This is a genomic window from Pseudomonas sp. Sample_16 (assembly GCF_004307665.1).
Classification (GTDB): domain Bacteria; phylum Pseudomonadota; class Gammaproteobacteria; order Pseudomonadales; family Pseudomonadaceae; genus Aquipseudomonas.
The window spans coordinates 1-21,979 of record NZ_RCOB01000210.1 but is presented as its reverse complement, the minus strand read 5'-3'; the positions used below and the strand labels follow the sequence as shown (position 1 = coordinate 21,979).

The following is a 21,979-nucleotide window of genomic DNA, read 5'->3' as shown; positions in this document are numbered from 1 at the left end:
GCCTCAATTCAAGCGCATCATCAGCTGGCAAAGTAAGATCGAATCTCTTCTACTACTTGCTGCACCTGCTCACGAGTCAGAGTCGGATAACTCGGAAGGTTCATCCCACGCGAGCTAAGATCCTGCGCGACCGGAAAAGTCTCGTCCGTTTTGCAATGCGGCATGGTGTTAGCGGGAGCAAATAGCGGACGTGTTTCGATACCTTTGCTCTTCAAATGATCACGCAGCGCCTGACGCTTGCTCGCATCATCCAGCACTACCGAGCACATCCAGTAGGAGTGACGGGTTCCTGGCTGCTCTGCGTGCATCTGCAATGGAAGCCCTTCAAGTGCTTCACGGTACCAGTCCGCGACCTGCCGCTTGAGTGCAATGATCTCGTCAGCACGTTCCAATTGAGCGAGGCCAATGGCCGCGCAGATATTGGTCATCCGATAGTTGTAAGCCAACTCGTCGTGCCAGTATTCCCGGGTCTTGGAGACGCCTTGACTCTTGAGATGGCAGGCTCTTTCGTGAATGTCCTTGTTCTTGCAAACCACCATTCCACCCTCACCGGTAGTAATGGTTTTGTTGCCGAAGAAACTGAAGGTAGCGACATCGCCAAAGGTGCCAACATGCTGATCTTTGTACAGAGAGCCAAAAGCTTCTGCGCAGTCTTCGATCAGCAGCAGATTGTGCTCTTTGCAAAGCGCGACGACTTCGTCCATGTCACAGCTCAAGCCGTACAAGTGCACGACCATGACCGCTTTGGTTTTTGGCGTGATACGACTGCGAATGTCAGCAATGTCGACGTTCCAGGTATCCGCCAACGATTCGGCGTACACGACTTTCGCCCCGGTCTGCATGATGGTGTTGACCGACGCGACATAGGTCAGTGTCGGAACAATCACTTCATCGCCAGGCCCAAGCCCCAATGCTGCCATTGCCAGGTGAAGAGCTACGGTGCCATTGCTCACTGTGGTCGCGTGTTCTGCACCAATGTAACGGGCGAACTCGCTCTCAAAACGGGAGATAAATTCTCCACGAGAAGAAATCCAGGTCGAATCGAGACACTGGTTTACGTATTCCTTTTCGCGGCCGCCCAGGAAGGGCTGATATACAGGAATCATCCCAGCCCCCTTTATTCCTGACCTTGGAAATATTTAAAGCCGTGTTCAGCGACCAGCTTGTCGCGTTTGGCTTCACGCAGATCTTCACGCATCATTTCTTCTACCAACTCATTGAAGGAGGTAGTTGGCTCCCAGCCCAATTTTGCCTTGGCTTTGCTTGGGTCACCCAGCAGCGTCTCAACTTCGGCAGGACGGAAATAACGCGGGTCGACGGCAACGATGCATTGGTTGGTAGCGACGTCGTAACCTTTCTCGTCTACACCCGTACCTTCCCAACGAATCTTGATGTCGATTTCTTTCGCAGCAACCTCGACAAACTCGCGAACAGAATGCTGTTCACCTGTCGCGATCACGAAGTCGTCTGGCGTTTCCTGTTGCAACATGAGCCATTGCATTTCTACGTAATCACGGGCATGACCCCAGTCACGCAGGGCGTCCATGTTACCGAGGTACAGGCAGTCTTGCAGACCGACCTTGATTCGTGCCAAAGCACGTGTGATTTTGCGAGTTACGAATGTTTCACCGCGAATTGGCGATTCGTGGTTGAAGAGAATACCGTTGCAAGCATACATACCGTAGGACTCGCGATAGTTCACGGTGATCCAGTAGGCGTACATCTTGGCGACGGCATATGGGGAGCGTGGATAGAAAGGAGTAGTCTCTTTCTGAGGAATTTCCTGCACCAGACCGTAAAGCTCAGAAGTCGATGCCTGATAGAACTTGGTCTTCTTTTCAAGGCCGGCGATACGGATTGCTTCCAGAATGCGCAGTGTACCCATGGCATCCGTGTCAGCGGTGTATTCTGGCGACTCGAAGGATACAGCAACGTGGCTCTGCGCCCCGAGGTTGTAAACTTCATCGGGTTGGACTTCCTGCACGATGCGGATCAGGCTGCTCGAATCGGTCAGGTCACCGTAGTGCAGATTCAGATCGTAGCCTTTCTTATGCGGGTCGTGGTAAAGGTGGTCAATACGGTGAGTATTGAACAGCGAGGCACGGCGCTTGATGCCGTGTACCGAATAACCTTTTTTGAGCAGGAACTCAGCGAGGTAAGCCCCATCTTGACCAGTAATACCCGTAATCAACGCTACTTTCTTGTCGCTCATTTTTTCACCAATTTAAATTAATCAATCGAACAGTAAGTCTCTATCAGAGAGCCAACTCATTGCCGCCCTCTCACCTTCCATTCGGAAGTGAGAACCGTTTTTTTCATTCCATATATTTACTGTTCAGCAATCCCTCAATTTCTTTGACTTTTGTAGCTACCAGCGCCGGATCCCCTCCGCTCTCCACATTCAGTCTCAACAAGGGTTCGGTATTGGAACCTCGCAGATTGAAACGCCAATCAGAGAAATCCAGGCTAATTCCATCCGTTTCGTCCAGTTGAGGTGACTGAGGCAAATAATGCTTCAAGACCTCTTCCAGTGCTGCTGCCACGTTGCTCACTCGGTAGTTGATTTCGCCACTGCATGGATAGGCGGCAATGCGCTCATCAACAAGCTGGGCCAGATTTTTACCCGAGGCAGACATCAACGCAGTCACCAGCAGCCAGGGAATCATGCCGCTGTCACAATAAGCAAAATCCCGGAAATAATGGTGGGCACTCATTTCACCACCATAGATTGCATTTTCCAGGCGCATGCGCTCCTTGATAAAGGCGTGACCAGTTTTGCATTGTACTGAAACACCGCCCGCCAATCGAACCTGATCGATGGTGTTCCATGTCAGCCGCGGGTCATGAATGATCTTCGACCCCGGGTTCTTTTTCAGCAGCATTTCTGCCAGCAGCCCTACCAGGTAATAACCTTCGATGAATCGACCATTCTGGTCAAAAAAGAAGCAACGGTCGAAATCGCCATCCCAAGCCAACCCCAGATCGCAGCCGTTTTCCAGCAAGGATAGCCGTGTCAGGTCACGATTTTCCGGCAGCAACGGGTTAGGTACACCGTTCGGAAAATTGCCATCGGGTTCAGCATTGATCATCACCCATTCGAAAGGCAGCCTCGAAACCAATTGTTGCAATACCGGCCCAGCTGCGCCATTGCCCGGGTCGGCCAGTATTTTCAATGGCTTCAGATTGTCGACATTGACGTAAGAAAGCAGATGCTCGATGTAGCGAGACTTATCCAATTCGTATTGAATCTTGCCGGGAGTTGTCGCCAACGCTCCCAGATCCCCTGCTTCCACACGGTCGCGTATGGCATGGAGACCGGTATCACCACTGATCGGCCGAGATTGCGCCTTTACCAGCTTCATCCCGTTGTAGCCCTTGGGATTGTGGCTTGCAGTGATCATCACGCCGCCGTCAGCTCCAAACGCACTGGTGGCAAAGTAGACTTCCTCGGTGCCGCACAACCCTATATCGATGACATTCGCGCCTGCCTCAAGCAACCCACGAGTCATCGCCTCTGCCAGCATTGGGCTTTCGAGGCGCATATCCCGGCCCAGCACAACATTCCTGGCCTGCAATTCGGCAACCAAGGCTCGACCAATCCGGTAGGCAACTTCTTCATTGAGATCGGACGGAACCTGGCCACGAATGTCATAGGCTTTGAAACATTGGGTTTTGATAGGGGTGTTCATACCGCTCTCTTACTGAGGTATATGAAGTGATGCCGCACCGCGAGTCACACGTCTGCGACAGACGGAAGTATCAGCCTAGATAAAAAGCAAAAAAGCCCGGTCGGCGAGTACCTCACCGACCTGGCTTGAGCAAGGCCCTGTTACTTGTCGGCGCGACCGTAGTTATCATCGAAGCGCACGATATCGTCCTCGCCGAGATAATCACCACTTTGCACTTCAATCAGCACCAGGTCTATGACCCCCGGGTTCATCAATCGATGCTGGTGGCCCGCACGGATAAATGTCGACTCATTGGTGTTCAACATCAGCTCCTGCTTGTCGTTGATGACCACAGCCATGCCACTGACGACGATCCAGTGTTCGCTTCGGTGATGATGCATTTGCAGGGACAGCGACGCCTTCGGCTTCACCACAATGCGCTTGATTTTGAAACGATCGCCGTTTTCAAGCGTTGTGTAAGTACCCCACGGGCGATGCACGGTGCGGTGCAGCAGGTGAACCGTATGACTGCAAGCTTTGAGCTGATTGACTATGTGTTTTACGTCTTGAGCGTGATCTTTGTGGGCAATCATCACTGCGTCAGGTGTATCAATCACTAGCAGATCTTCAACACCCACCAGTGCCGTCAGGCGGCCTTCACTGTTCACATAGTTGTTGCGCGACCCGTGAGACAGCACTTCCCCCTCAAAACGGTTGCCATTCTCATCAGGTTCAGTCAACTCACTGACGGCATTCCACGAGCCTATGTCACTCCAACCGATATCGCATGGAATGGTCGCGACCTTGGACGAACGCTCCATCAGCGCGTAGTCGATGGAAATATCCGGCACTTCGGCGAATGCTTCAGCGTTGAGCGCGAGGCAGCGATACTTGGAAGACGACGTAAGACGCGATTGCTCGATGGTCTTGATGACAGCGGCCACGACGTCCGGTGCATGCTCGCGGAGTTCTTCGAGAACTGTGCCGACCCGAAAACAGAACATACCGGAATTCCAGTAATAATTACCTGCGCTGACATAGGCTTGGGCTGTATCCAGATCAGGCTTTTCGACGAAGCGGGCTACCTTCAATCCGCCCTTCAAGGGTGCAGCTTTCTGCGCCTCTATGTAGCCGAATCCGGTTTCGGGATACGTCGGCTGAATGCCGAATGTGACCAGCCATCCTTCGGCGGCGAGCGCCATGGCGTTAGTCACGGCAGCAGCAAAAGCTTTTTCATCTTTGATCAGATGATCTGCAGCCAATACCAGCATCTGGGCATCAGGGCCGTGGGAGGCTTCCAGTTGTAGCGCGGCAGCAGCAACGGCGGCTGCTGTATTGCGGCCGAATGGTTCCAGAATGAAACCTTGCGCAAGCTTGGCTTTATTGACTGCGCCGTATTCGTCTTCGGTTTTGAACAAGAGCTCCCGGTTGGTCACCGTGAGAATCTCTACCACGCTTTCCAGGCGCGATGCGCGCAGAAAAGTTTTCTGAATGAGATTCTGGCCATCTGGCAAGTCCATGAACGGCTTGGGGTGAGCCTCTCGAGAAACAGGCCACAAACGGCTACCCACTCCACCAGACAAAATTACGGGAATCAGTTCCATGCTCTAGGTCCTTAATCCCCTCCTCTGGCAGATGCGACCAGCAAGCGGGGCTCAGTTATGTTTCCAGTCATTCCTGCATCGTAATCAATGCAAGCTATTGCTTGAAGCGATTGCAGTTGGGGCTGCTCAACGTTGATACAATCCTGTCGGGCCTCCTGATGCACTTCGCCTGCACGAACCTCCCTGGCACCGGCTCTCGGATATTCACACCGTTTCAAGCAACTCAATTGAGAATCAGCTGTGTATCCAACAGGCCTAACAATTCTGTCGACCATTCTACAGCTAGTACTGACGATTAATAACTCACGGGCCGACCGGAGACGAAAAAATCATTTGAAAACAAATAAATGGCGTTGTTATCTGCCATCAAAATAACATCAACCCTCAACACCGATGAAATATCAGCGCGGATGGGATTCCAGAAGCTTTTCCAGATACTGACCGTAACCAGTCTTGCCAAGACGCTCAGCCTGGGCCAGCAACTCGGCGGCTGAAATCCATCCTTTGTTGTAGGCAATTTCTTCAAGACACGCGACTTTCAGTCCTTGGCGCTTCTCGATTGTGTGTACGAAGTGGCTCGCCTCAAGCAAAGAATCGTGGGTTCCTGTATCCAACCAAGCAAACCCGCGCCGGAGCATCTCGACCTTGAGCGACTTTTGCTCGAGGTAGACGCGGTTGATATCAGTAATTTCCAGCTCGCCTCGCGCCGAAGGTTTGATGTTCTTCGCGATCTCGACAACCTGATTGTCATAGAAGTACAAGCCAGTCACTGCATAGTTGGACTTGGGGTGCTGCGGCTTCTCTTCAATACTCAAGACTTGACCTGTTGCATCAAACTCCACGACACCAAAGCGTTCCGGATCTGAGACGTGATAGCCAAAAATGGTCGCCCCATGTACCTGATCACCAGCCGAGCGAAGGTGCTCGGTAATTTGGCCGTAGAAGATGTTATCTCCTAGAATCAAGCAGCACGGGTCATCACCAATGAATTCTTCACCGATGATGAAAGCTTGCGCCAAGCCATCTGGGCTTGGTTGTTCGGCATAGCTGAGCTTGATACCGTAAAGGCTGCCATCGCCCAGCAACTTGCGGAAATTCGGTATGTCTTCCGGCGTGGAGATAATCAAGATTTCCCGGATGCCGGCGAGCATCAGCACAGACAGAGGATAGAAAATCATTGGTTTGTCGTAGATAGGCAACATTTGCTTAGACACACCAAGAGTCAGCGGGTGCAAACGCGTGCCCGAACCACCAGCGAGGATGATGCCTTTACGATTGATCGTGCTCATTTATTAAGAACTTCCCTAAGCATTCGATTTACACCATTTTGCCAATCCGGCAAGTGTAGAGAAAAATTCTCGCGCAGCTTCTAGTATTCAAACGCAAATTCAGAGGACGACGAGCGGGCGCAGGATAGGTAGCCGATTCTACTGGACTAATCGTTTTTACGGCGAGCTGCCGCCGCTTGCCTGAGCGAAACCGATCGCATAGCTGGCGTAACCATGCAAAAGACACCTTGCCACTTACAGCGAGGGAAGACCATCGGTGACGCGCCGATCCACGGCAATCAATTCACCAAGCGGAGGCAGCGAGCGTTGCAGCTCCCACCCCAACTGACCGTTCTTTCCAAGTAGCAGGATTTTCATGCGTTGTTTGAGCGACCTGCGTAGTTCTGATCGATCCATTGTTGGTAGCTACCACTTTTCACATGCTCAACCCACTCAGCATTTTCTAAATACCATTCGACGGTTTTGCGAATTCCGGTCTCGAAGGTTTCCTCCGGCACCCAGCCAAGCTCACGCTGGATTTTACTGGCGTCGATCGCGTAGCGCTGGTCGTGCCCAGGGCGATCCTGAACGTAGGTGATAAGGTTGGCATGTGGCCGATGTGCCGAGTCCGGACGAAGCTCGTCGAGCAGCGCACAGAGAGTACGCACCACTTCTATGTTTTGCTTTTCGTTATGGCCGCCAATGTTGTATGTCTCGCCCACTACGCCGTCGGTTACCACTTTGTAAAGGGCGCGGGCGTGATCTTCAACGTAGAGCCAGTCGCGAACCTGGTTGCCCTTACCGTAGACCGGCAATGGTTTGCCCTCTAGCGCATTGAGAATGATCAACGGGATCAGTTTCTCGGGAAAGTGGCAAGGGCCATAGTTGTTCGAGCAATTCGTTACCAGTACGGGTAGGCCGTAGGTACGGCTCCAGGCACGAACCAGATGGTCGGAACTAGCCTTGCTGGCTGAATATGGCGAACTCGGCTGATAGGGGGTGTTTTCGGTAAAGAGATCTTCTGGGCCATCAAGGTCACCATAGACTTCATCTGTCGAAATATGGTGAAAGCGAAAGTTGGCCTTGCGTACATCATCCAACCCAGTCCAATAACGGCGCGCCGCTTCGAGCAACGTATAAGTACCGATAATATTGGTCTGGATGAATTCAGATGGGCCAGAGATCGAGCGATCAACATGCGACTCAGCAGCCAGATGCATGATCGCGTCCGGCTGATGCTCGTGCAGGATTCGATTAATCTGATCCCGATCGCAGATGTCGACATGCTCAAAGGCGTAACGCGGGCTCTGACCAACTTGAGACAGTGACTCAAGGTTGCCAGCATAAGTCAGCTTATCGACGTTAACGACAGAGTCATTGGTGCTGGAAATGATATGACGAATGACCGCCGAGCCAATAAACCCGGCGCCACCGGTAACAAGAATTTTCACGCGAAACCATACCCTTGAGTTGCAGACAGCCGTCAAGTCGCGCACTGCCTGATCCATGAATGCAATACCCATCAAACCAGCCGAGACCTCTGACGAAAAAGCCTTAACTGTTATGGGAATATGCCACTATCGGAGAAGCGCAACATTTTACAGCTTAATGACGGTTTTACTATTGGATATGGACAAGCAGTAATTGACGTTTAATTGTCACTTGCAGTGCCGCAATCAAACGAGCCGTCTGCGCGACGCTCTGGAGACACGACCCAAAATCCAGCTAATGACCGGCCCAATCACCATGCCGATCAGCAGCGCCAACACTATGACCAACGAAACGGGTAACTGCGGCCCCGCCCAGCCAAGGAATAGCAGGGAAACCGATTGCTGATTCTCGAGGACAAACGCCAGGATCGCCAACACCAACAGCAGAATGAACACCGCGAGCAATATACGCTTGAGGTTACGCATCAGCAGCTCCTTGAATCACAGAGACTGTCAAAGGCCTTCTTCCTCTTCCTCATTCACGCGATCTCGCAGCTCCTTCCCCGGCTTGAAATGCGGAACAAACTTGCCATCCAGGCTAACCGACTGACCAGTCTTCGGATTGCGACCTACCCGCGGCGCGCGGTAGTGCAAGGAGAAGCTGCCGAACCCGCGGATCTCGATCCGATCACCGGTGGCCAGGCATTGGGACATTTGTTCGAGCATGGTCTTGATGGCCAGCTCCACATCCTTGGATGAGAGCAGCCCTTGATGGGTGACAATTCGTTCGATCAACTCCGACTTCGTCATATTTTTCCCTTCTTTTTCAAGCAGCTAGGAAAATCGCTCCAAAGGTTTTAGCACGCCCGCGTGAATTTGAACAGCCCGAGTTTTGACATATCTTCCAGCAGAAGAAGGTGGCGGTTCTGAGGTCACTACGCCGATCCTGATTGGCGACGTTACCTGCAGATGACCAGCATGGTTCGTGTCAGGTAGCCTGCCGGATTGAAGCCGAACGGGAATTCATCTTCTTCCTTTGCATCGTCTGACCGGGTGACGACTTTATAGCCAGCGCCCTTGCACTCCTTGGCTGCGCGCTTTTGGCATTTTTCCCAGCCCGAGCCCAATCCCGAACAATCAACCTCAATGCCGCTGACACCTCGTACCGCATGGGTCTTGGCATTAGTGGTACAGCCCGCCAGTGTCAGTAAAGCTATTGCGACGATGAGCTTGTTCATTCACTTCCTTATGCCAGGCATGCTGCCCTGGCTTGGTTCGCTTGAGCGTAAGACTAGCTGCAAATAAGCGGTTGATCCTGTTAAAGAAAGAGACAGTTTTGCGGGGGTGTTGGTTTCGTGGGTTTGCTGATCGTGCGCGCATGTTGGAAGGATCGCAGCCTTCGGCAGCGCCTACGGGGGAGAAGCTACAAATTCCGGGCATAAAAAAGGGCGACCGAAGTCGCCCTTTTTTACAGAAAGTCAGAACTTAGTTCTGTTTTTCCATTTGTGCACGCAACAGGTCGCCCAGAGTGGTAGGACCAGCAGCCATGTCAGCAGCAGGCTTGTCTTTCAAGCTCTGGATTGCTTCTTTCTCTTCAGCATCGTCTTTCGACTTGATCGAGAGCTGGATTACGCGGCTCTTGCGATCAACACTGATGATCTTGGCTTCTACTTCCTGGCCTTCTTTCAGAACGTTGCGCGCGTCTTCAACGCGGTCACGGCTGATTTCGGAGGCTTTCAGAGTCGCTTCGATATCGTCGGCCAGGGTGATGATGGCGCCTTTAGCGTCAACTTCTTTCACGATGCCCTTAACGATTGCGCCTTTGTCGTTCTCTTGAACGTACTCGGAGAACGGATCGCTTTCCAGTTGCTTGATGCCCAGGGAGATGCGCTCACGCTCTGGGTCAACCGACAGGATAACAGTGTCCAGCTCGTCGCCCTTCTTGAAACGGCGTACGGCTTCTTCGCCCACTTCGTTCCAGGAGATGTCGGACAGGTGAACCAGACCGTCGATGCCGCCGTCCAGACCAATGAAGATACCGAAATCGGTGATCGACTTGATGGTGCCGGAGATTTTATCGCCCTTGTTGAACTGGCCAGAGAAATCTTCCCATGGGTTAGATTTGCACTGCTTGATGCCCAGGGAGATACGACGACGCTCTTCGTCGATGTCCAGAACCATAACTTCCACTTCGTCGCCGACTTGTACGACTTTCGAAGGGTGGATGTTCTTGTTGGTCCAGTCCATTTCGGAAACGTGTACCAGACCTTCAACGCCTTCTTCCAGCTCAGCGAAGCAGCCGTAGTCGGTCAGGTTGGTTACACGAGCGGTAACGCGAGTGCTTTCTGGGTAACGGGCTTTGATAGCAACCCATGGATCTTCGCCCAGTTGCTTCAGGCCCAGGGAAACACGATTGCGCTCGCGATCGTACTTCAGAACCTTGACATCGATCTCGTCGCCAACGTTGACGATTTCGGAAGGATGCTTGATGCGCTTCCAAGCCATGTCGGTAATGTGCAGCAGGCCATCGACGCCACCCAGATCGACGAATGCGCCGTAATCGGTGAGGTTCTTGACGATACCTTTGACTTGTTGGCCTTCCTGCAGGGATTCCAGCAGAGCTTCGCGCTCGGCGGAGTTCTCGGCTTCCAGGACGCTGCGACGGGAAACGACAACGTTGTTGCGCTTCTGGTCCAGCTTGATGACCTTGAATTCCAGCTCTTTGCCTTCCAGGTGCGTGGTGTCGCGCACTGGACGGACGTCAACCAGAGAACCTGGCAGGAACGCACGGATGCCGTTAACGTCGACAGTGAAGCCGCCTTTAACCTTACCGTTGATAACGCCCTTGACCACTTCTTCGGCTGCGAAGGCTGCTTCCAGAACAATCCAGCATTCAGCGCGCTTGGCTTTTTCACGGGACAGCTTGGTTTCACCAAAGCCGTCTTCAACCGAGTCCAGCGCAACGTGAACTTCGTCACCGACGTTGATAGTCAGGTCGCCAGCGTCGTTGTAGAACTGCTCAAGCGGGATGAGTGCTTCAGACTTCAGGCCAGCGTGAACGGTTACCCAGCGAGCTTGGTAATCGATATCAACGATAACACCGGTGATGATGGAGCCTGCCTGAAGGTTCAGGGTTTTTAGGCTTTCTTCAAAGAGTTCCGCAAAGCTTTCGCTCATTTTAATTCCTGTTGATGAGGGCGAAGAATACGCCCATCTCCACACCCCAGACGGTGTGGGTTAGTTTCATTTAGAAGAAGCGCCCCAGGACTATGACTGGTCCCCTGCGGCCTTCTTGGTCACCCGGCAATATCGCGAATGGCGATCTCGCTCATGATGCGTTCCAGCACCTGATCGATGGACAATTCCGTGGAATCCAGCTGTATGGCGTCAGCCGCCGGCTTGAGCGGGGCTACCGCTCGCTGGGTGTCACGCTCATCGCGTGCACGTATCTCATCTAGCAGACTCGACAGACTAACACCATCGACTTTGCCCTTCAACTGCAAGTATCGACGGCGCGCACGCTCCTCGGCACTGGCGGTCAGGAAAATCTTCAGCGGCGCGTCCGGAAAAACCACCGTTCCCATGTCCCGGCCATCGGCCACCAGACCCGGCGCTTCCTGGAATGCACGCTGGCGCTGCAGCAGCGCCTCGCGCACGGCGGGCAATGCAGCCACTTGTGAGGCACCGGAGCCGACGCTTTCCGTGCGGATCACATCGCTGACTTCGTCGCCTTCCAGGATGATGCGTTGCAGCTGACCTTCGGTCGCCGCGATGAACTGCACATCCAGATGAGCGGCAAGTTTTTTCAGCAATTCTTCGTTGGTCAGGTCAACGCCGTGGTTATGCGCGGCGAATGCCAACAGCCGATAAAGTGCACCGGAATCCAGCAGGTTCCAGCCCAGACGCTTGGCCAGGATCCCGGCGACCGTACCTTTGCCGGAGCCGCTTGGCCCATCGATGGTGATGACCGGTGCAATTTTGATCACGACTGAGCCTCTTGGGCAACGCGGATACCGACCTGTGCGCACAACGCCAGGAAATTCGGGAACGATGTCGCGACGTTGGCGCAATCATGGATGCGGATCGGTGCAGTAGCGCGCAGCGATGCAACGCTGAATGCCATGGCAATCCGGTGATCGCCGTGACCATGCACTTCGCCGCCGCCGATCGAGCCGCCATCGATAATGATGCCGTCCGGGGTTGGCTCGCACTTGACGCCCAGCGCCAGCAGGCCATCGGCCATGACCTGAATACGGTCCGACTCCTTGACCCGCAGCTCTTCGGCGCCGGTCAGCACAGTACGGCCTTCGGCGCAGGCAGCTGCCACGAACAGGACCGGGAATTCGTCGATAGCCAACGGAACCAACTCTTCAGGAATCTCGATACCCTTGAGTTTAGCCGCCCGTACGCGCAAATCCGCTACCGGCTCGCCACCCACTTCACGCTGGTTTTCCAGGGTGATGTCGGCGCCCATCAGGCGCAGGATGTCGATCACACCGGTACGGGTCGGGTTGATGCCGACATGCTCCAGTACCAGGTCTGAACCTTCAGCGATCGAAGCGGCCACCAGGAAGAACGCCGACGACGAGATGTCGCCCGGTACTTCAATGTGGGTCGCGGTCAGCTTGCTGCCGGATTCGACGGAGGCGGTCGCGCCATTGACGGTGACCGGGTAGCCGAAGCCGCGCAACATGCGTTCGGTGTGATCGCGGGTCGGTGCCGGTTCGGTGACGGTGGTCTTGCCTTCGGCATACAGACCCGCCAGCAGCAGGCAGGATTTCACCTGGGCACTGGCCATTGGCATGGTGTACGTCAGGCCCTTGAGCTTGTTGCCACCACGGATGACCATCGGCGGACGGCCTTCAGCGGCGGTTTCGATCACGGCGCCCATTTCGCGCAGCGGATTGGCCACGCGATTCATCGGGCGCTTGGACAGCGAAGCGTCGCCGGTCAGGGTGCTGTCGAAATCCTGTGCGGCCAGCAGACCGGACAGCAGGCGCATCGAAGTACCGGAATTGCCCAGGTAGATCGGGCCAGGCGCGGGTTTCAGGCCATGCAGGCCGACACCGTGAATGGTCACGCGACCGTGGTGCGGGCCCTCGATGACCACGCCCATGTCACGGAACGCCTGCAAGGTCGCCAGGGCGTCTTCGCCCTCGAGGAAGCCTTCGACTTCGGTGACGCCTTCGGCCAGGGAGCCGAGCATGATCGAACGGTGGGAAATCGATTTGTCACCTGGTACGCGAATCCGACCGGACAGGCGGCCACCAGGTTGAGCCAGGAAAATCAGATCGTTGGAATTCATAGCGTCCACATAGGCCCGACGGGCCAGGATTTTACTGAAATGCTCGCGGGCAACCCGGGCGCGAGTGAAAACGCCCAATAATTGGTGCCCATCCCCTGCATCGACCGCGTCGCGCAAGGCGTCGAGGTCGCTGCGAAATGTATCGAGTGTGCGCAGGACAGCTTCGCGGTTGGCGAGGAAGATGTCGTGCCACATGACCGGGTCGCTTCCGGCGATTCTCGTGAAATCGCGGAAACCGCCCGCAGCGTAACGGAAGATCTCAAGATTTTCATTGCGCTTGGCCAACGAATCGACCAAACCGAAGGCCAGCAGGTGCGGCAGGTGGCTGGTCGCGGCCAGGACTTCGTCGTGGCGCTCGACCTGCATGTGCTCGACATCGGCGCCCAATTCGCGCCACAGTCGATCGACCACGGCCAAAGCTTGCGGATCGGTCTGCTCCAGCGGCGTCAGGATCACCTTGTGGCGACGGAACAGCTCAGCATTGGAGGCTTCCACCCCGCTCTGCTCGGAACCAGCGATCGGATGTCCCGGCACGAAGCGCGACGGCATGCCGCCGAACGCCTCAGTGGCGGCACGTACGACGTTGCCTTTGGCGCTGCCGACATCGGTCAGAACCGCTTGCCCCAAGTCCATGCTGGCCAAACGGCCAAGCATTTTCTCCATGGCGAGGATCGGGATGGCGAGCTGGATCACGTCGGCACCCTGGCAGGCAACGGCCAGGTCTTCTTCGCAGCGATCCACCACACCCAGTTCAACCGCCAGCTTGCGCGACTGCGGATCGAGATCGACCCCGACCACTTCGCGGCACACGCCACTTTCGCGCAAACCCTTGGCAAATGAACCGCCGATCAACCCCAGACCGACCACCACCAGGCGCCCGATCATAGGTTCAGCAGATTGCAGTGCAGTGACATCAACCACGAGCCAGAACCTTGGTCAGCGCCTCAAGGAAGCGGCTGTTTTCTGCCGGTAGACCGATGGTCACGCGCAAGTGGTTCGGCATGCCGTAGTTGGCCACCGGACGCACGATCACGCCTTCGCGTAGCAAGCCCTGGAACACCGGGGCCGCGACTTGACCGAGATCGACGCAAATGAAGTTGCCTTTGGAAGGAATCCAGCTCAGCCCCAGCTCCCGGAAACCCGCTTCCAGTTGCTGCATGCCGGCTTCGTTCAGGCGGCGGCTTTCAGCCAGGTAGTCCTGGTCTTTCAACGCCGCGCAAGCCGCGGCCAGAGCCAGGCTGTTGACGTTGAATGGCTGGCGCACACGGTTCAGCACATCGGCCACCACGGCGCTGGACAAACCATAACCGACGCGCAGCGATGCAAGGCCGTAGGCCTTGGAGAACGTACGTGAGACCAGCAGGTTCGGATAAGCCGCGAGGAAATCCAGACCGTCCGGCAGGTCGCTGCCCTCGGCGTATTCGATGTAGGCCTCGTCCAGCACGACCAATACGTGCTCCGGGACATCCTGCAGGAATTCGTCCAGCGCCTCGGCGTCGAACCAGGTGCCGGTCGGGTTGTTCGGGTTGGCGATGAACACCACGCGGGTGTTGGCATCGATGGCCGCCAGCATGGCCGGCAGGTCATGCCCCCATTCCTTGGCCGGAACGACCTTGGCCTGGGCACCCACTGCCTGAGTGGCAATCGGGTAGACCGCGAACGCGTGCTCGCTGAACACGGCGTTGAGGCCCGGCGCCAGGTAGGCGCGCGCCACCAGCTCAAGAATGTCGTTGGAACCGTTGCCCAGCGTCACCTGATTCAGCTCGACGCGGCATTGCTCGGCCAGCAGGGACTTGAGCGCAAAACCGTTGCCGTCCGGATAACGGGTCAGCTCGGCCAGCGCATCACGGATGGCTGCCAACGCCTTGGGGCTCGCGCCCAGCGGGTTTTCATTGCTCGCCAGTTTGACGATGCTGGCCGGATCGAGGTCCAGCTCGCGCGCCAGTTCGTCCACGGGTTTGCCCGGAACATAAGGCGAAAGTTGTTGCACGCCCGGCTGTGCCAGAGCGAGGAAATTGCCACTCATTGCTACCGCCCCTTAAAGAACTGCTTTCGGGTAGGAACCCAGCACTTTGAGTGCCACTGCTTCCTGACTGATCTTTTCCAGCACACCTTTTACCAGCGGATCGCGGTGGTGGCCGACAAAGTCGATGAAGAACACGTAGGTCCATTTACCGCTGCGCGACGGACGGGTCTCGATGCGCGTCAGATCGATGCCGTTATCGTGGAACGGCACCAGCAATTCATGCAGCGCGCCCGGCTTGTTGCTCATGGACACGATGATCGAGGTTTTGTCGTCGCCGGTCGGCGGCACTTCCTGATTACCGATCATGAGGAAGCGCGTGGAGTTGTCCGGACGGTCCTCGATCTTCTCGGCCAAACGGGTCAGCCCGTAGAGACCGGCCGCCATGTCGCCGGCAATCGCCGCCGAGTTCCACTCGCCCTTGACCCGCTTGGCCGCTTCGGCGTTGCTGGACACTGCCACGCGCTCGACATTCGGGTAATGGGCGTCCAGCCACTTGCGGCACTGGGCCAGGGACTGGGCGTGGGAGTAGATACGGCTGATGCTGTCGGTCTTGGTGTTTTCACCGACCAACAGGTGATGGTGAATGCGCAGCTCGACTTCACCGCAGATCACCATGTCGTGTTCGAGGAAGCTGTCGAGGGTGTGGTTGACCGCACCTTCGGTGGAGTTTTCCACCGGGACCACGCCAAAGTTCACCGCACCGGCCGCCACTTCACGGAACACTTCGTCGATCGCCGCCATCGGCTTGCTGATCACCGCATGGCCGAAGTGTTTCATCGCTGCCGCTTGGGTGAAGGTGCCTTCAGGGCCGAGGTAAGCCACTTTCAGTGGCTGCTCCAGCGCCAGGCACGACGACATGATTTCGCGGAACAGACGCGCCATCTCTTCGTTGCCCAGCGGCCCCTGGTTGCGTTCCATGACACGCTTGAGCACCTGAGCTTCGCGCTCGGGACGATAGAACACCGGCACTTCGCCTTCGGCCAGCGAGGCCATCTTTACTCGCGCGACTTCCTGGGCGCAGCGCGCGCGCTCACTGATCAGCTCCAGGACTTTTTCGTCCAGAGCATCAATGCGCAGGCGCAGTGCCTTGAGTTCTTGCTCAGACATCAGCCGTGTTCCTTCTCGAACTCTGCCATGTACGAAACCAGCGCGTTGATCGCGTTGATGTCGACGGCGTTATAGATGGAGGCACGCATGCCGCCCACGGAACGGTGCCCTTTGAGGTTCAGCAGGCCGCGTTCGTCGGCGCCGGCCAGGAACGGCTTGTCCAGGCGATCGTCAGCCAGGCGGAACGGCACGTTCATCCACGAGCGGTCCGAGTGATTGATCGGGTTGCTGTACAGACCGCTGGCATCAATGAAGTCGTAGAGCGTGCGCTTTTTCACTTCATTGAGCTTGCCGATGGCTTCGACACCGCCCTGCTCTTTCAGCCACTCGAACACCAGGCCGGACAAGTACCAGGCCAGGGTTGGCGGCGTGTTGTACATCGAGCCGTTATCGGCCGCGACCTTGTAGTTGAGCATGGTCGGGCACAGGGAACGGGCGTGACCCAGCAGGTCTTCGCGCACGATGTTGACGACGATGCCGCTCGGGCCGATGTTTTTCTGCGCGCCGGCGTAGATCATGCCGAAACGGGAAACATCTACCGGACGCGACAGGATGTCCGAGGACATGTCGGCCACCAGCGGAACATCACCGGTTTCCGGAATCCACTGGAATTCCAGGCCGCCGATGGTTTCGTTCGGTGCGTAGTGAACGTAGGCCGCGTCTTTCGACAGCTTCCATTCGTTCTGGCCGGGAATGGCGAAGTAATCGTAAGGCTTGGCGGTCGCGGCGACGTTGACGTGACCATAGCGCGAAGCTTCTTCGATGGCTTTCTGCGACCAGATACCGGTGTCGATATAATCGGCAGAGCCGTTTTCCGGCAACAGGTTCAGCGGAATCTGCGCAAATTGCTGGCTGGCGCCGCCTTGCAGGAACAGCACTTTATAGTTCGAGGGGATATTCAGCAGATCACGCAGATCCTGCTCTGCCTTGGTGGCAATGGACACGAACTCATCGCTGCGATGGCTCATTTCCATGACCGACAGGCCCTTGCCGTGCCAATCGAGAAGTTCACCCTGGGCGCGCTTCAGGACAGCTTCGGGAAGCGCCGCAGGACCGGCACAGAAGTTATAGGCTCTCTTGCTCACATCCAATCTCGCTCTGATCTGGTGGTCACTTGAATCTTTTGGTCTGCGAATGATCGTTCCCACGCTCTGCGCGGGAATGCCGCTGGGGACGCTCCGCGTCCCATGACGCAGAGCGTCATGGGATGCATTCCCACGCAGAGCGTGGGAACGATCATTACGCGGAGCGTGGGAACGATCATTCGCAGTGTTGCAGATTTTCATACCGGACAAACAACAAGGGGGCGAATTCTCATCCGCCCCCTGTTTACCCGCTTATTCCTGTGGTTCTTCGTCAGCGGCGGCGTCGAGCTGCTGGTCTTCGGCGACATCATTGATTACGACGTCACCTTCGAACACTGCACCCTCTTCACCTTCCAGCTCTTCGCCCTCGACTTCCGAAGGCTCCTGAACCCGTTCCAGGCCGACCAGTGTTTCGTCATTGGCCAGTTTGATCAGGGTCACGCCCTGAGTGTTACGGCCCAGGCTGGAGACTTCGTCGACGCGAGTACGCACCAGCGTGCCCTGGTCGGAAATCAGCATGATTTCCTCGCCATCGAGCACCTGCACCGCGCCGACCAGACGGCCGTTACGCTCGTTGCTGACCATGGCGATAACGCCCTGACCGCCACGCTTGTATTCAGGGAACTCGGTGATCGCGGTGCGCTTGCCATAACCACGCGCCGAAGCGGTGAGGATCTGGCTGCCTTCTTCCGGGATCAGCATGGAAATCAGCTTCTGGCCTTCCGGCAGACGCATGCCGCGCACACCGCGGGCGGTACGGCCCATGGCGCGAACGTCGGATTCCTTGAAGCGCGTCACTTTGCCGCCGTCGGAGAACAGCATGACTTCGCGCTCGCCATCGGTGATGGCGGCGCTGATCAATACGTCGCCTTCATCCAGTTCCAGGGCGATCAGGCCGACGCTGCGCTGACGGCTGAAGGATTCCAGCGGGGTCTTCTTCACGGTGCCGTTGGCGGTGGCCATGAAGATGTAGTGGCCTTCGGTGTATTCCTCGACCGGCAGCATGGTGGTGATGTATTCACCGTCATCCAGCGGCAGCAGGTTGACCAGCGGACGACCACGGGCGGCGCGGGATGCTTCTGGGATTTCGTAGGTTTTCAGCCAGTACACCTTGCCCTTGCTGGAGAACAGCAGCAGCGTGGTGTGACTGTTGGCAACCAGCAGGTGAGCGATGTAGTCCTCATCCTTGACGCCAGTCGCCGACTTGCCTTTACCGCCACGACGCTGGGCCTGGTACGCAGCCAATGGCTGGGTCTTGGCGTAGCCACCGTGGGAAATGGTCACGACGCGATCTTCTTCCGGGATCATGTCACCCAGGGTCAGGTCGAGACGTGCATCGAGAATCTCGGTGCGGCGCACGTCGCCGTATTCGGCACGGATCACTTCCAGCTCTTCGCGGATCACTTCCATCAGACGCGTGGCGCTGTTGAGGATGCGGATCAGCTCGCCGATCTGGTTGAGGATCTCTTGGTACTCGGCCAGCAGCTTCTCGTGTTCCAGACCGGTCAGACGGTGCAGACGCAGTTCCAGAATGGCTTGCGCCTGTTCTGGCGAGAGGAAGTACTTGCCTTCGCGCAGGCCGTATTGCGGATCGAGGTTTTCCGGACGGCACGAATCGGCGCCGGCACGCTCGACCATCGCCACTACCGCCGAGGATTCCCAAGGGGTGCTGACCAGCGCTTCCTTGGCTTCCGACGGCGTTGGCGAAGCCTTGATCAGGGCGATGACCGGGTCGATGTTCGACAGGGCGACCGCTTGACCTTCGAGAATGTGACCACGTTCGCGCGCCTTGCGCAGTTCGAACACGGTACGGCGGGTCACCACTTCGCGACGGTGACGAACGAAGGCTTCCAGCAGGTCCTTGAGGTTGAGGATCCGCGGACGGCCGTCGATCAGCGCGACGATGTTGATACCGAACACCGCTTGCAGCTGGGTCTGGGCGTAGAGGTTGTTGAGGATGACCTCAGGCACTTCGCCGCGACGCAACTCGATCACGACGCGCATACCGTCCTTGTCGGACTCGTCGCGCAGTTCGGTGATGCCTTCAAGCTTCTTCTCTTTTACCAGCTCGGCGATCTTCTCGATCAGACGCGCCTTGTTCAGCTGGTAAGGGAGTTCGGTGATGACGATCTGTTGGCGGCCACCGACCTTGTCGATGTCTTCGATCATCGAACGGGCACGCATGTAAATGCGCCCGCGACCGGTGCGGTAGGCTTCGATGATGCCGGCGCGACCGTTGATGATCGCCGCGGTCGGGAAGTCCGGACCGGGGATGTATTGCATCAGCTCGTCGACGGTCAGCTCAGGGTTGTCGATGAGCGCCAGGCAACCGTCGATGACTTCACCGAGGTTGTGTGGCGGGATGTTGGTCGCCATGCCCACGGCGATACCGCTGGAGCCGTTGACCAACAGGTTGGGAATACGGGTCGGCATGACCGCCGGGATCATTTCGGTGCCGTCGTAGTTCGGCACCCAGTCCACGGTTTCCTTGTGCAGGTCAGCCAGCAGCTCGTGTGCCAGCTTGGTCATGCGCACTTCGGTGTATCGCATGGCCGCGGCGTTGTCGCCGTCCACCGAACCGAAGTTGCCCTGGCCGTCTACCAGCAGGTAGCGCAGGGAGAATGGCTGCGCCATCCGAACGATGGTGTCGTACACCGCGGTATCACCGTGCGGGTGATACTTACCGATCACGTCACCGACAACACGGGCAGATTTCTTGTACGGCTTGTTGAAGTCGTTGCCCAGCTCGCTCATCGCGAACAGCACACGCCGGTGCACGGGCTTCAAGCCATCGCGCGCATCCGGCAGTGCCCGCCCGACAATTACGCTCATCGCGTAGTCGAGGTAGGACTGCTTCAGCTCGTCTTCGATATTGACCGGGAGGATTTCTTTGGCCAGTTCGCCCATGAGAAGCCTGATTCCTTTTTCTGGTGAAACTTCGTCATATCCATATGGGACCAACGAAGCTCGCCGCTGCCGGCTGAGTGCCATGCACCGACTTACGACAAATCAACGAGTTATGCCACGGATCTGCGCAGTAAAGGTCACCCCGCGGGGCAACCCTGGAAACCGCCGGATGTTATCACAAGAGCCGCCACGCACCTATCCCCCAGATGCGCATGGAGAGTAGTTAGTTGACCGGTGACAGGCTTGAAGGGGACGAGAGAGGCTTAGAGCTTCTTTGTATGCAGATTTGAGGCCTGGCTTGTGGTTGTTTATTGACTTTTAAGGCCCCATCGCTGGCAAGCCAGCTCCCACAGGATTAATGGCGGGCGCAAACCCTGTGGGAGCTGGCTTGCCAGCGATGGCGACCTTTCAGGCACAACAATCCTTTAATGCAGGCGCTTGCGGCACATCAGCTGCGCTATTTTCGCGGTATCCGGGCGTTCGACGATGCCTTTTTCAGTGACGATGGCGTCGATCAGATCCGCCGGGGTCACGTCGAATACCGGGTTGAACGCATCCACTCCCGCGCCGAGGCGCTTGCCGCCGACTTCCAGCAATTCGCGACCGTCACGCTCTTCAAGCGGAATGTCATCACCACTGGCCAAATGCATGTCGATGGTCGAACTCGGCGCCACCACCATGAAGCGCACGCCGTGGTGCATGGCATTGACCGCCAGTTGATAAGTACCGATTTTGTTGGCCACGTCGCCGTTGGCGGTGATCCGGTCGGCGCCGACGATGACCCAGGTAGGCCCCTTGGTCTTCATGATGTGGGCCGCGGCGGAATCGACATTCAGGGTTACGGGAATGCCCTCGTTGGCCAGCTCCCACGCGGTCAACCGCGAACCTTGCAGCCAGGGACGGGTTTCGTCGACATACACACGCTCGACCATGCCTTCGATGAACGCACCGCGAATCACCCCCAGCGCGGTGCCGAAGCCGCCGGTGGCCAGCGCGCCGGTATTGCAGTGGGTCAGGATCGCCTGGGCATTGCCCTGGTGTTTGCGGATCAGGTCCACGCCCAGTTGCGCCATGGTCAGGTTGGCTTCGCGATCACTTTCGTGAATGGCGATCGCCTCGGCTTCCAGCGCAACCAGCGGGTCGGCATTTTCTTTCAGGCGATCAAGCCGATCGTGCATGCGGCCCAGTGCCCAGAACAGGTTTACGCCAGTGGGACGGGCGTCGGAGAGCAGTGCGAAATCCTCTTCCAGCGCCGCATACCAGTCGCCGCCTTCGGCAATCCGGGTGCGGGCCGCCAGCACAATGCCATAGGCGGCGCTGATGCCGATCGCCGGCGCACCGCGCACCACCCTGGTACGAATGGCTTCGGCCACGCCGGCCGCGCTGGTATAGGCGATCCAGGTTTCCTCGAACGGCAAAACACGCTGATCAAGCAGATAGAGGGCGCCATCACGCCAATCGATGGCTTTCACCTTCTCCGCAGCCAACAGTCGATCGCGCATCCCACACCCCGCACTCATGAACACAAAAGCCGCCGATTATAGCGATCCCCCCGCGAAGACGCTCGGGTATACTTCGC

Annotated in this window: 17 protein-coding genes and 2 pseudogenes; all 19 read right to left on the bottom strand. The window is 56.7% G+C overall.

Going from position 1 to position 21,979, the window contains the following annotated elements:
* Nucleotides 1–20: 20 nt before the first annotated feature.
* The 19 genes and pseudogenes from D8U69_RS27635 to mtnA all read right to left on the bottom strand — a co-directional run bounded on the left by D8U69_RS27635 (nt 21) and on the right by mtnA (nt 21,902).
* Nucleotides 21–1,106 carry a DegT/DnrJ/EryC1/StrS aminotransferase family protein gene (locus D8U69_RS27635; RefSeq protein ID WP_130908551.1) on the bottom strand — a complete coding sequence of 362 codons (1,086 nt, stop codon included), beginning with the start codon at nt 1,104–1,106 and terminating at the stop codon, nt 21–23.
* Nucleotides 1,107–1,117: 11 nt separating this feature from the next.
* Nucleotides 1,118–2,212 carry a GDP-mannose 4,6-dehydratase gene (gene gmd / locus D8U69_RS27630; RefSeq protein ID WP_130904137.1) on the bottom strand — a complete coding sequence of 365 codons (1,095 nt, stop codon included), beginning with the start codon at nt 2,210–2,212 and terminating at the stop codon, nt 1,118–1,120.
* Nucleotides 2,213–2,315: 103 nt separating this feature from the next.
* Nucleotides 2,316–3,689, bottom strand: coding sequence for a phosphomannomutase (locus D8U69_RS27625; RefSeq protein ID WP_130908550.1), 1,374 nt, complete (start codon nt 3,687–3,689; stop codon nt 2,316–2,318).
* Nucleotides 3,690–3,829: 140 nt separating this feature from the next.
* A complete protein-coding gene (locus D8U69_RS27620; RefSeq protein WP_130904139.1) occupies nt 3,830–5,272 on the bottom strand; it encodes a mannose-1-phosphate guanylyltransferase/mannose-6-phosphate isomerase in 1,443 nt (480 codons plus the stop codon).
* A gap of 401 nt (nt 5,273–5,673) precedes the next feature.
* Nucleotides 5,674–6,561, bottom strand: a complete 888-nt coding sequence (rfbA, locus tag D8U69_RS27615) for a glucose-1-phosphate thymidylyltransferase RfbA (protein WP_130904140.1) — start codon at nt 6,559–6,561, stop codon at nt 5,674–5,676.
* Nucleotides 6,558–6,777 (bottom strand): annotated as a pseudogene (locus D8U69_RS29900) (sugar nucleotide-binding protein); the annotation flags it as partial. The pseudogene D8U69_RS29900 and the gene rfbA, both read right to left, overlap by 4 nt.
* 30 nt (nt 6,778–6,807) lie before the next feature.
* Nucleotides 6,808–6,918, bottom strand: a pseudogene (locus tag D8U69_RS27605) (sugar nucleotide-binding protein); the annotation flags it as partial.
* Entirely contained in the window at nt 6,915–7,991 is a 1,077-nt protein-coding gene (gene rfbB, locus D8U69_RS27600) for a dTDP-glucose 4,6-dehydratase (RefSeq protein WP_177434370.1), read from the bottom strand. The pseudogene D8U69_RS27605 and the gene rfbB, both read right to left, overlap by 4 nt.
* 225 nt (nt 7,992–8,216) lie before the next feature.
* Entirely contained in the window at nt 8,217–8,456 is a 240-nt protein-coding gene (locus D8U69_RS27595) for a LapA family protein (RefSeq protein WP_130908549.1), read from the bottom strand.
* Between the two features lie 27 nt (nt 8,457–8,483).
* Entirely contained in the window at nt 8,484–8,780 is a 297-nt protein-coding gene (gene ihfB, locus D8U69_RS27590) for an integration host factor subunit beta (RefSeq protein WP_007899751.1), read from the bottom strand.
* Nucleotides 8,781–8,929: 149 nt separating this feature from the next.
* Nucleotides 8,930–9,208 (bottom strand): hypothetical protein, encoded by a 279-nt coding sequence (locus tag D8U69_RS27585; RefSeq protein WP_056856453.1) that lies wholly within the window; start codon nt 9,206–9,208, stop codon nt 8,930–8,932.
* Between the two features lie 247 nt (nt 9,209–9,455).
* Entirely contained in the window at nt 9,456–11,147 is a 1,692-nt protein-coding gene (gene rpsA / locus D8U69_RS27580; RefSeq protein WP_056856454.1) for a 30S ribosomal protein S1, read from the bottom strand.
* Nucleotides 11,148–11,266: 119 nt separating this feature from the next.
* On the bottom strand, nt 11,267–11,956 hold the full coding sequence (gene cmk, locus D8U69_RS27575) for a (d)CMP kinase (RefSeq protein ID WP_056856455.1): 690 nt from the start codon (nt 11,954–11,956) through the stop codon (nt 11,267–11,269).
* Nucleotides 11,953–14,160, bottom strand: a complete 2,208-nt coding sequence (locus tag D8U69_RS27570) for a bifunctional prephenate dehydrogenase/3-phosphoshikimate 1-carboxyvinyltransferase (RefSeq protein ID WP_241668704.1) — start codon at nt 14,158–14,160, stop codon at nt 11,953–11,955. The genes cmk and D8U69_RS27570 overlap by 4 nt, the downstream gene beginning before the upstream one ends.
* 28 nt (nt 14,161–14,188) lie before the next feature.
* Nucleotides 14,189–15,301 carry a histidinol-phosphate transaminase gene (gene hisC / locus D8U69_RS27565; protein WP_130908547.1) on the bottom strand — a complete coding sequence of 371 codons (1,113 nt, stop codon included), beginning with the start codon at nt 15,299–15,301 and terminating at the stop codon, nt 14,189–14,191.
* Between the two features lie 12 nt (nt 15,302–15,313).
* Nucleotides 15,314–16,408: a prephenate dehydratase gene (pheA, locus tag D8U69_RS27560; RefSeq protein ID WP_007939916.1), complete on the bottom strand. Its 1,095-nt coding sequence runs from the start codon at nt 16,406–16,408 to the stop codon at nt 15,314–15,316.
* Entirely contained in the window at nt 16,408–17,493 is a 1,086-nt protein-coding gene (gene serC, locus D8U69_RS27555) for a 3-phosphoserine/phosphohydroxythreonine transaminase (protein ID WP_056856457.1), read from the bottom strand. The genes pheA and serC overlap by 1 nt, the downstream gene beginning before the upstream one ends.
* 252 nt (nt 17,494–17,745) lie before the next feature.
* Nucleotides 17,746–20,400: a DNA gyrase subunit A gene (gene gyrA, locus D8U69_RS27550; RefSeq protein ID WP_056856458.1), complete on the bottom strand. Its 2,655-nt coding sequence runs from the start codon at nt 20,398–20,400 to the stop codon at nt 17,746–17,748.
* A gap of 425 nt (nt 20,401–20,825) precedes the next feature.
* Nucleotides 20,826–21,902, bottom strand: a complete 1,077-nt coding sequence (gene mtnA / locus D8U69_RS27545; RefSeq protein ID WP_056856459.1) for an S-methyl-5-thioribose-1-phosphate isomerase — start codon at nt 21,900–21,902, stop codon at nt 20,826–20,828.
* Nucleotides 21,903–21,979: the final 77 nt, after the last annotated feature.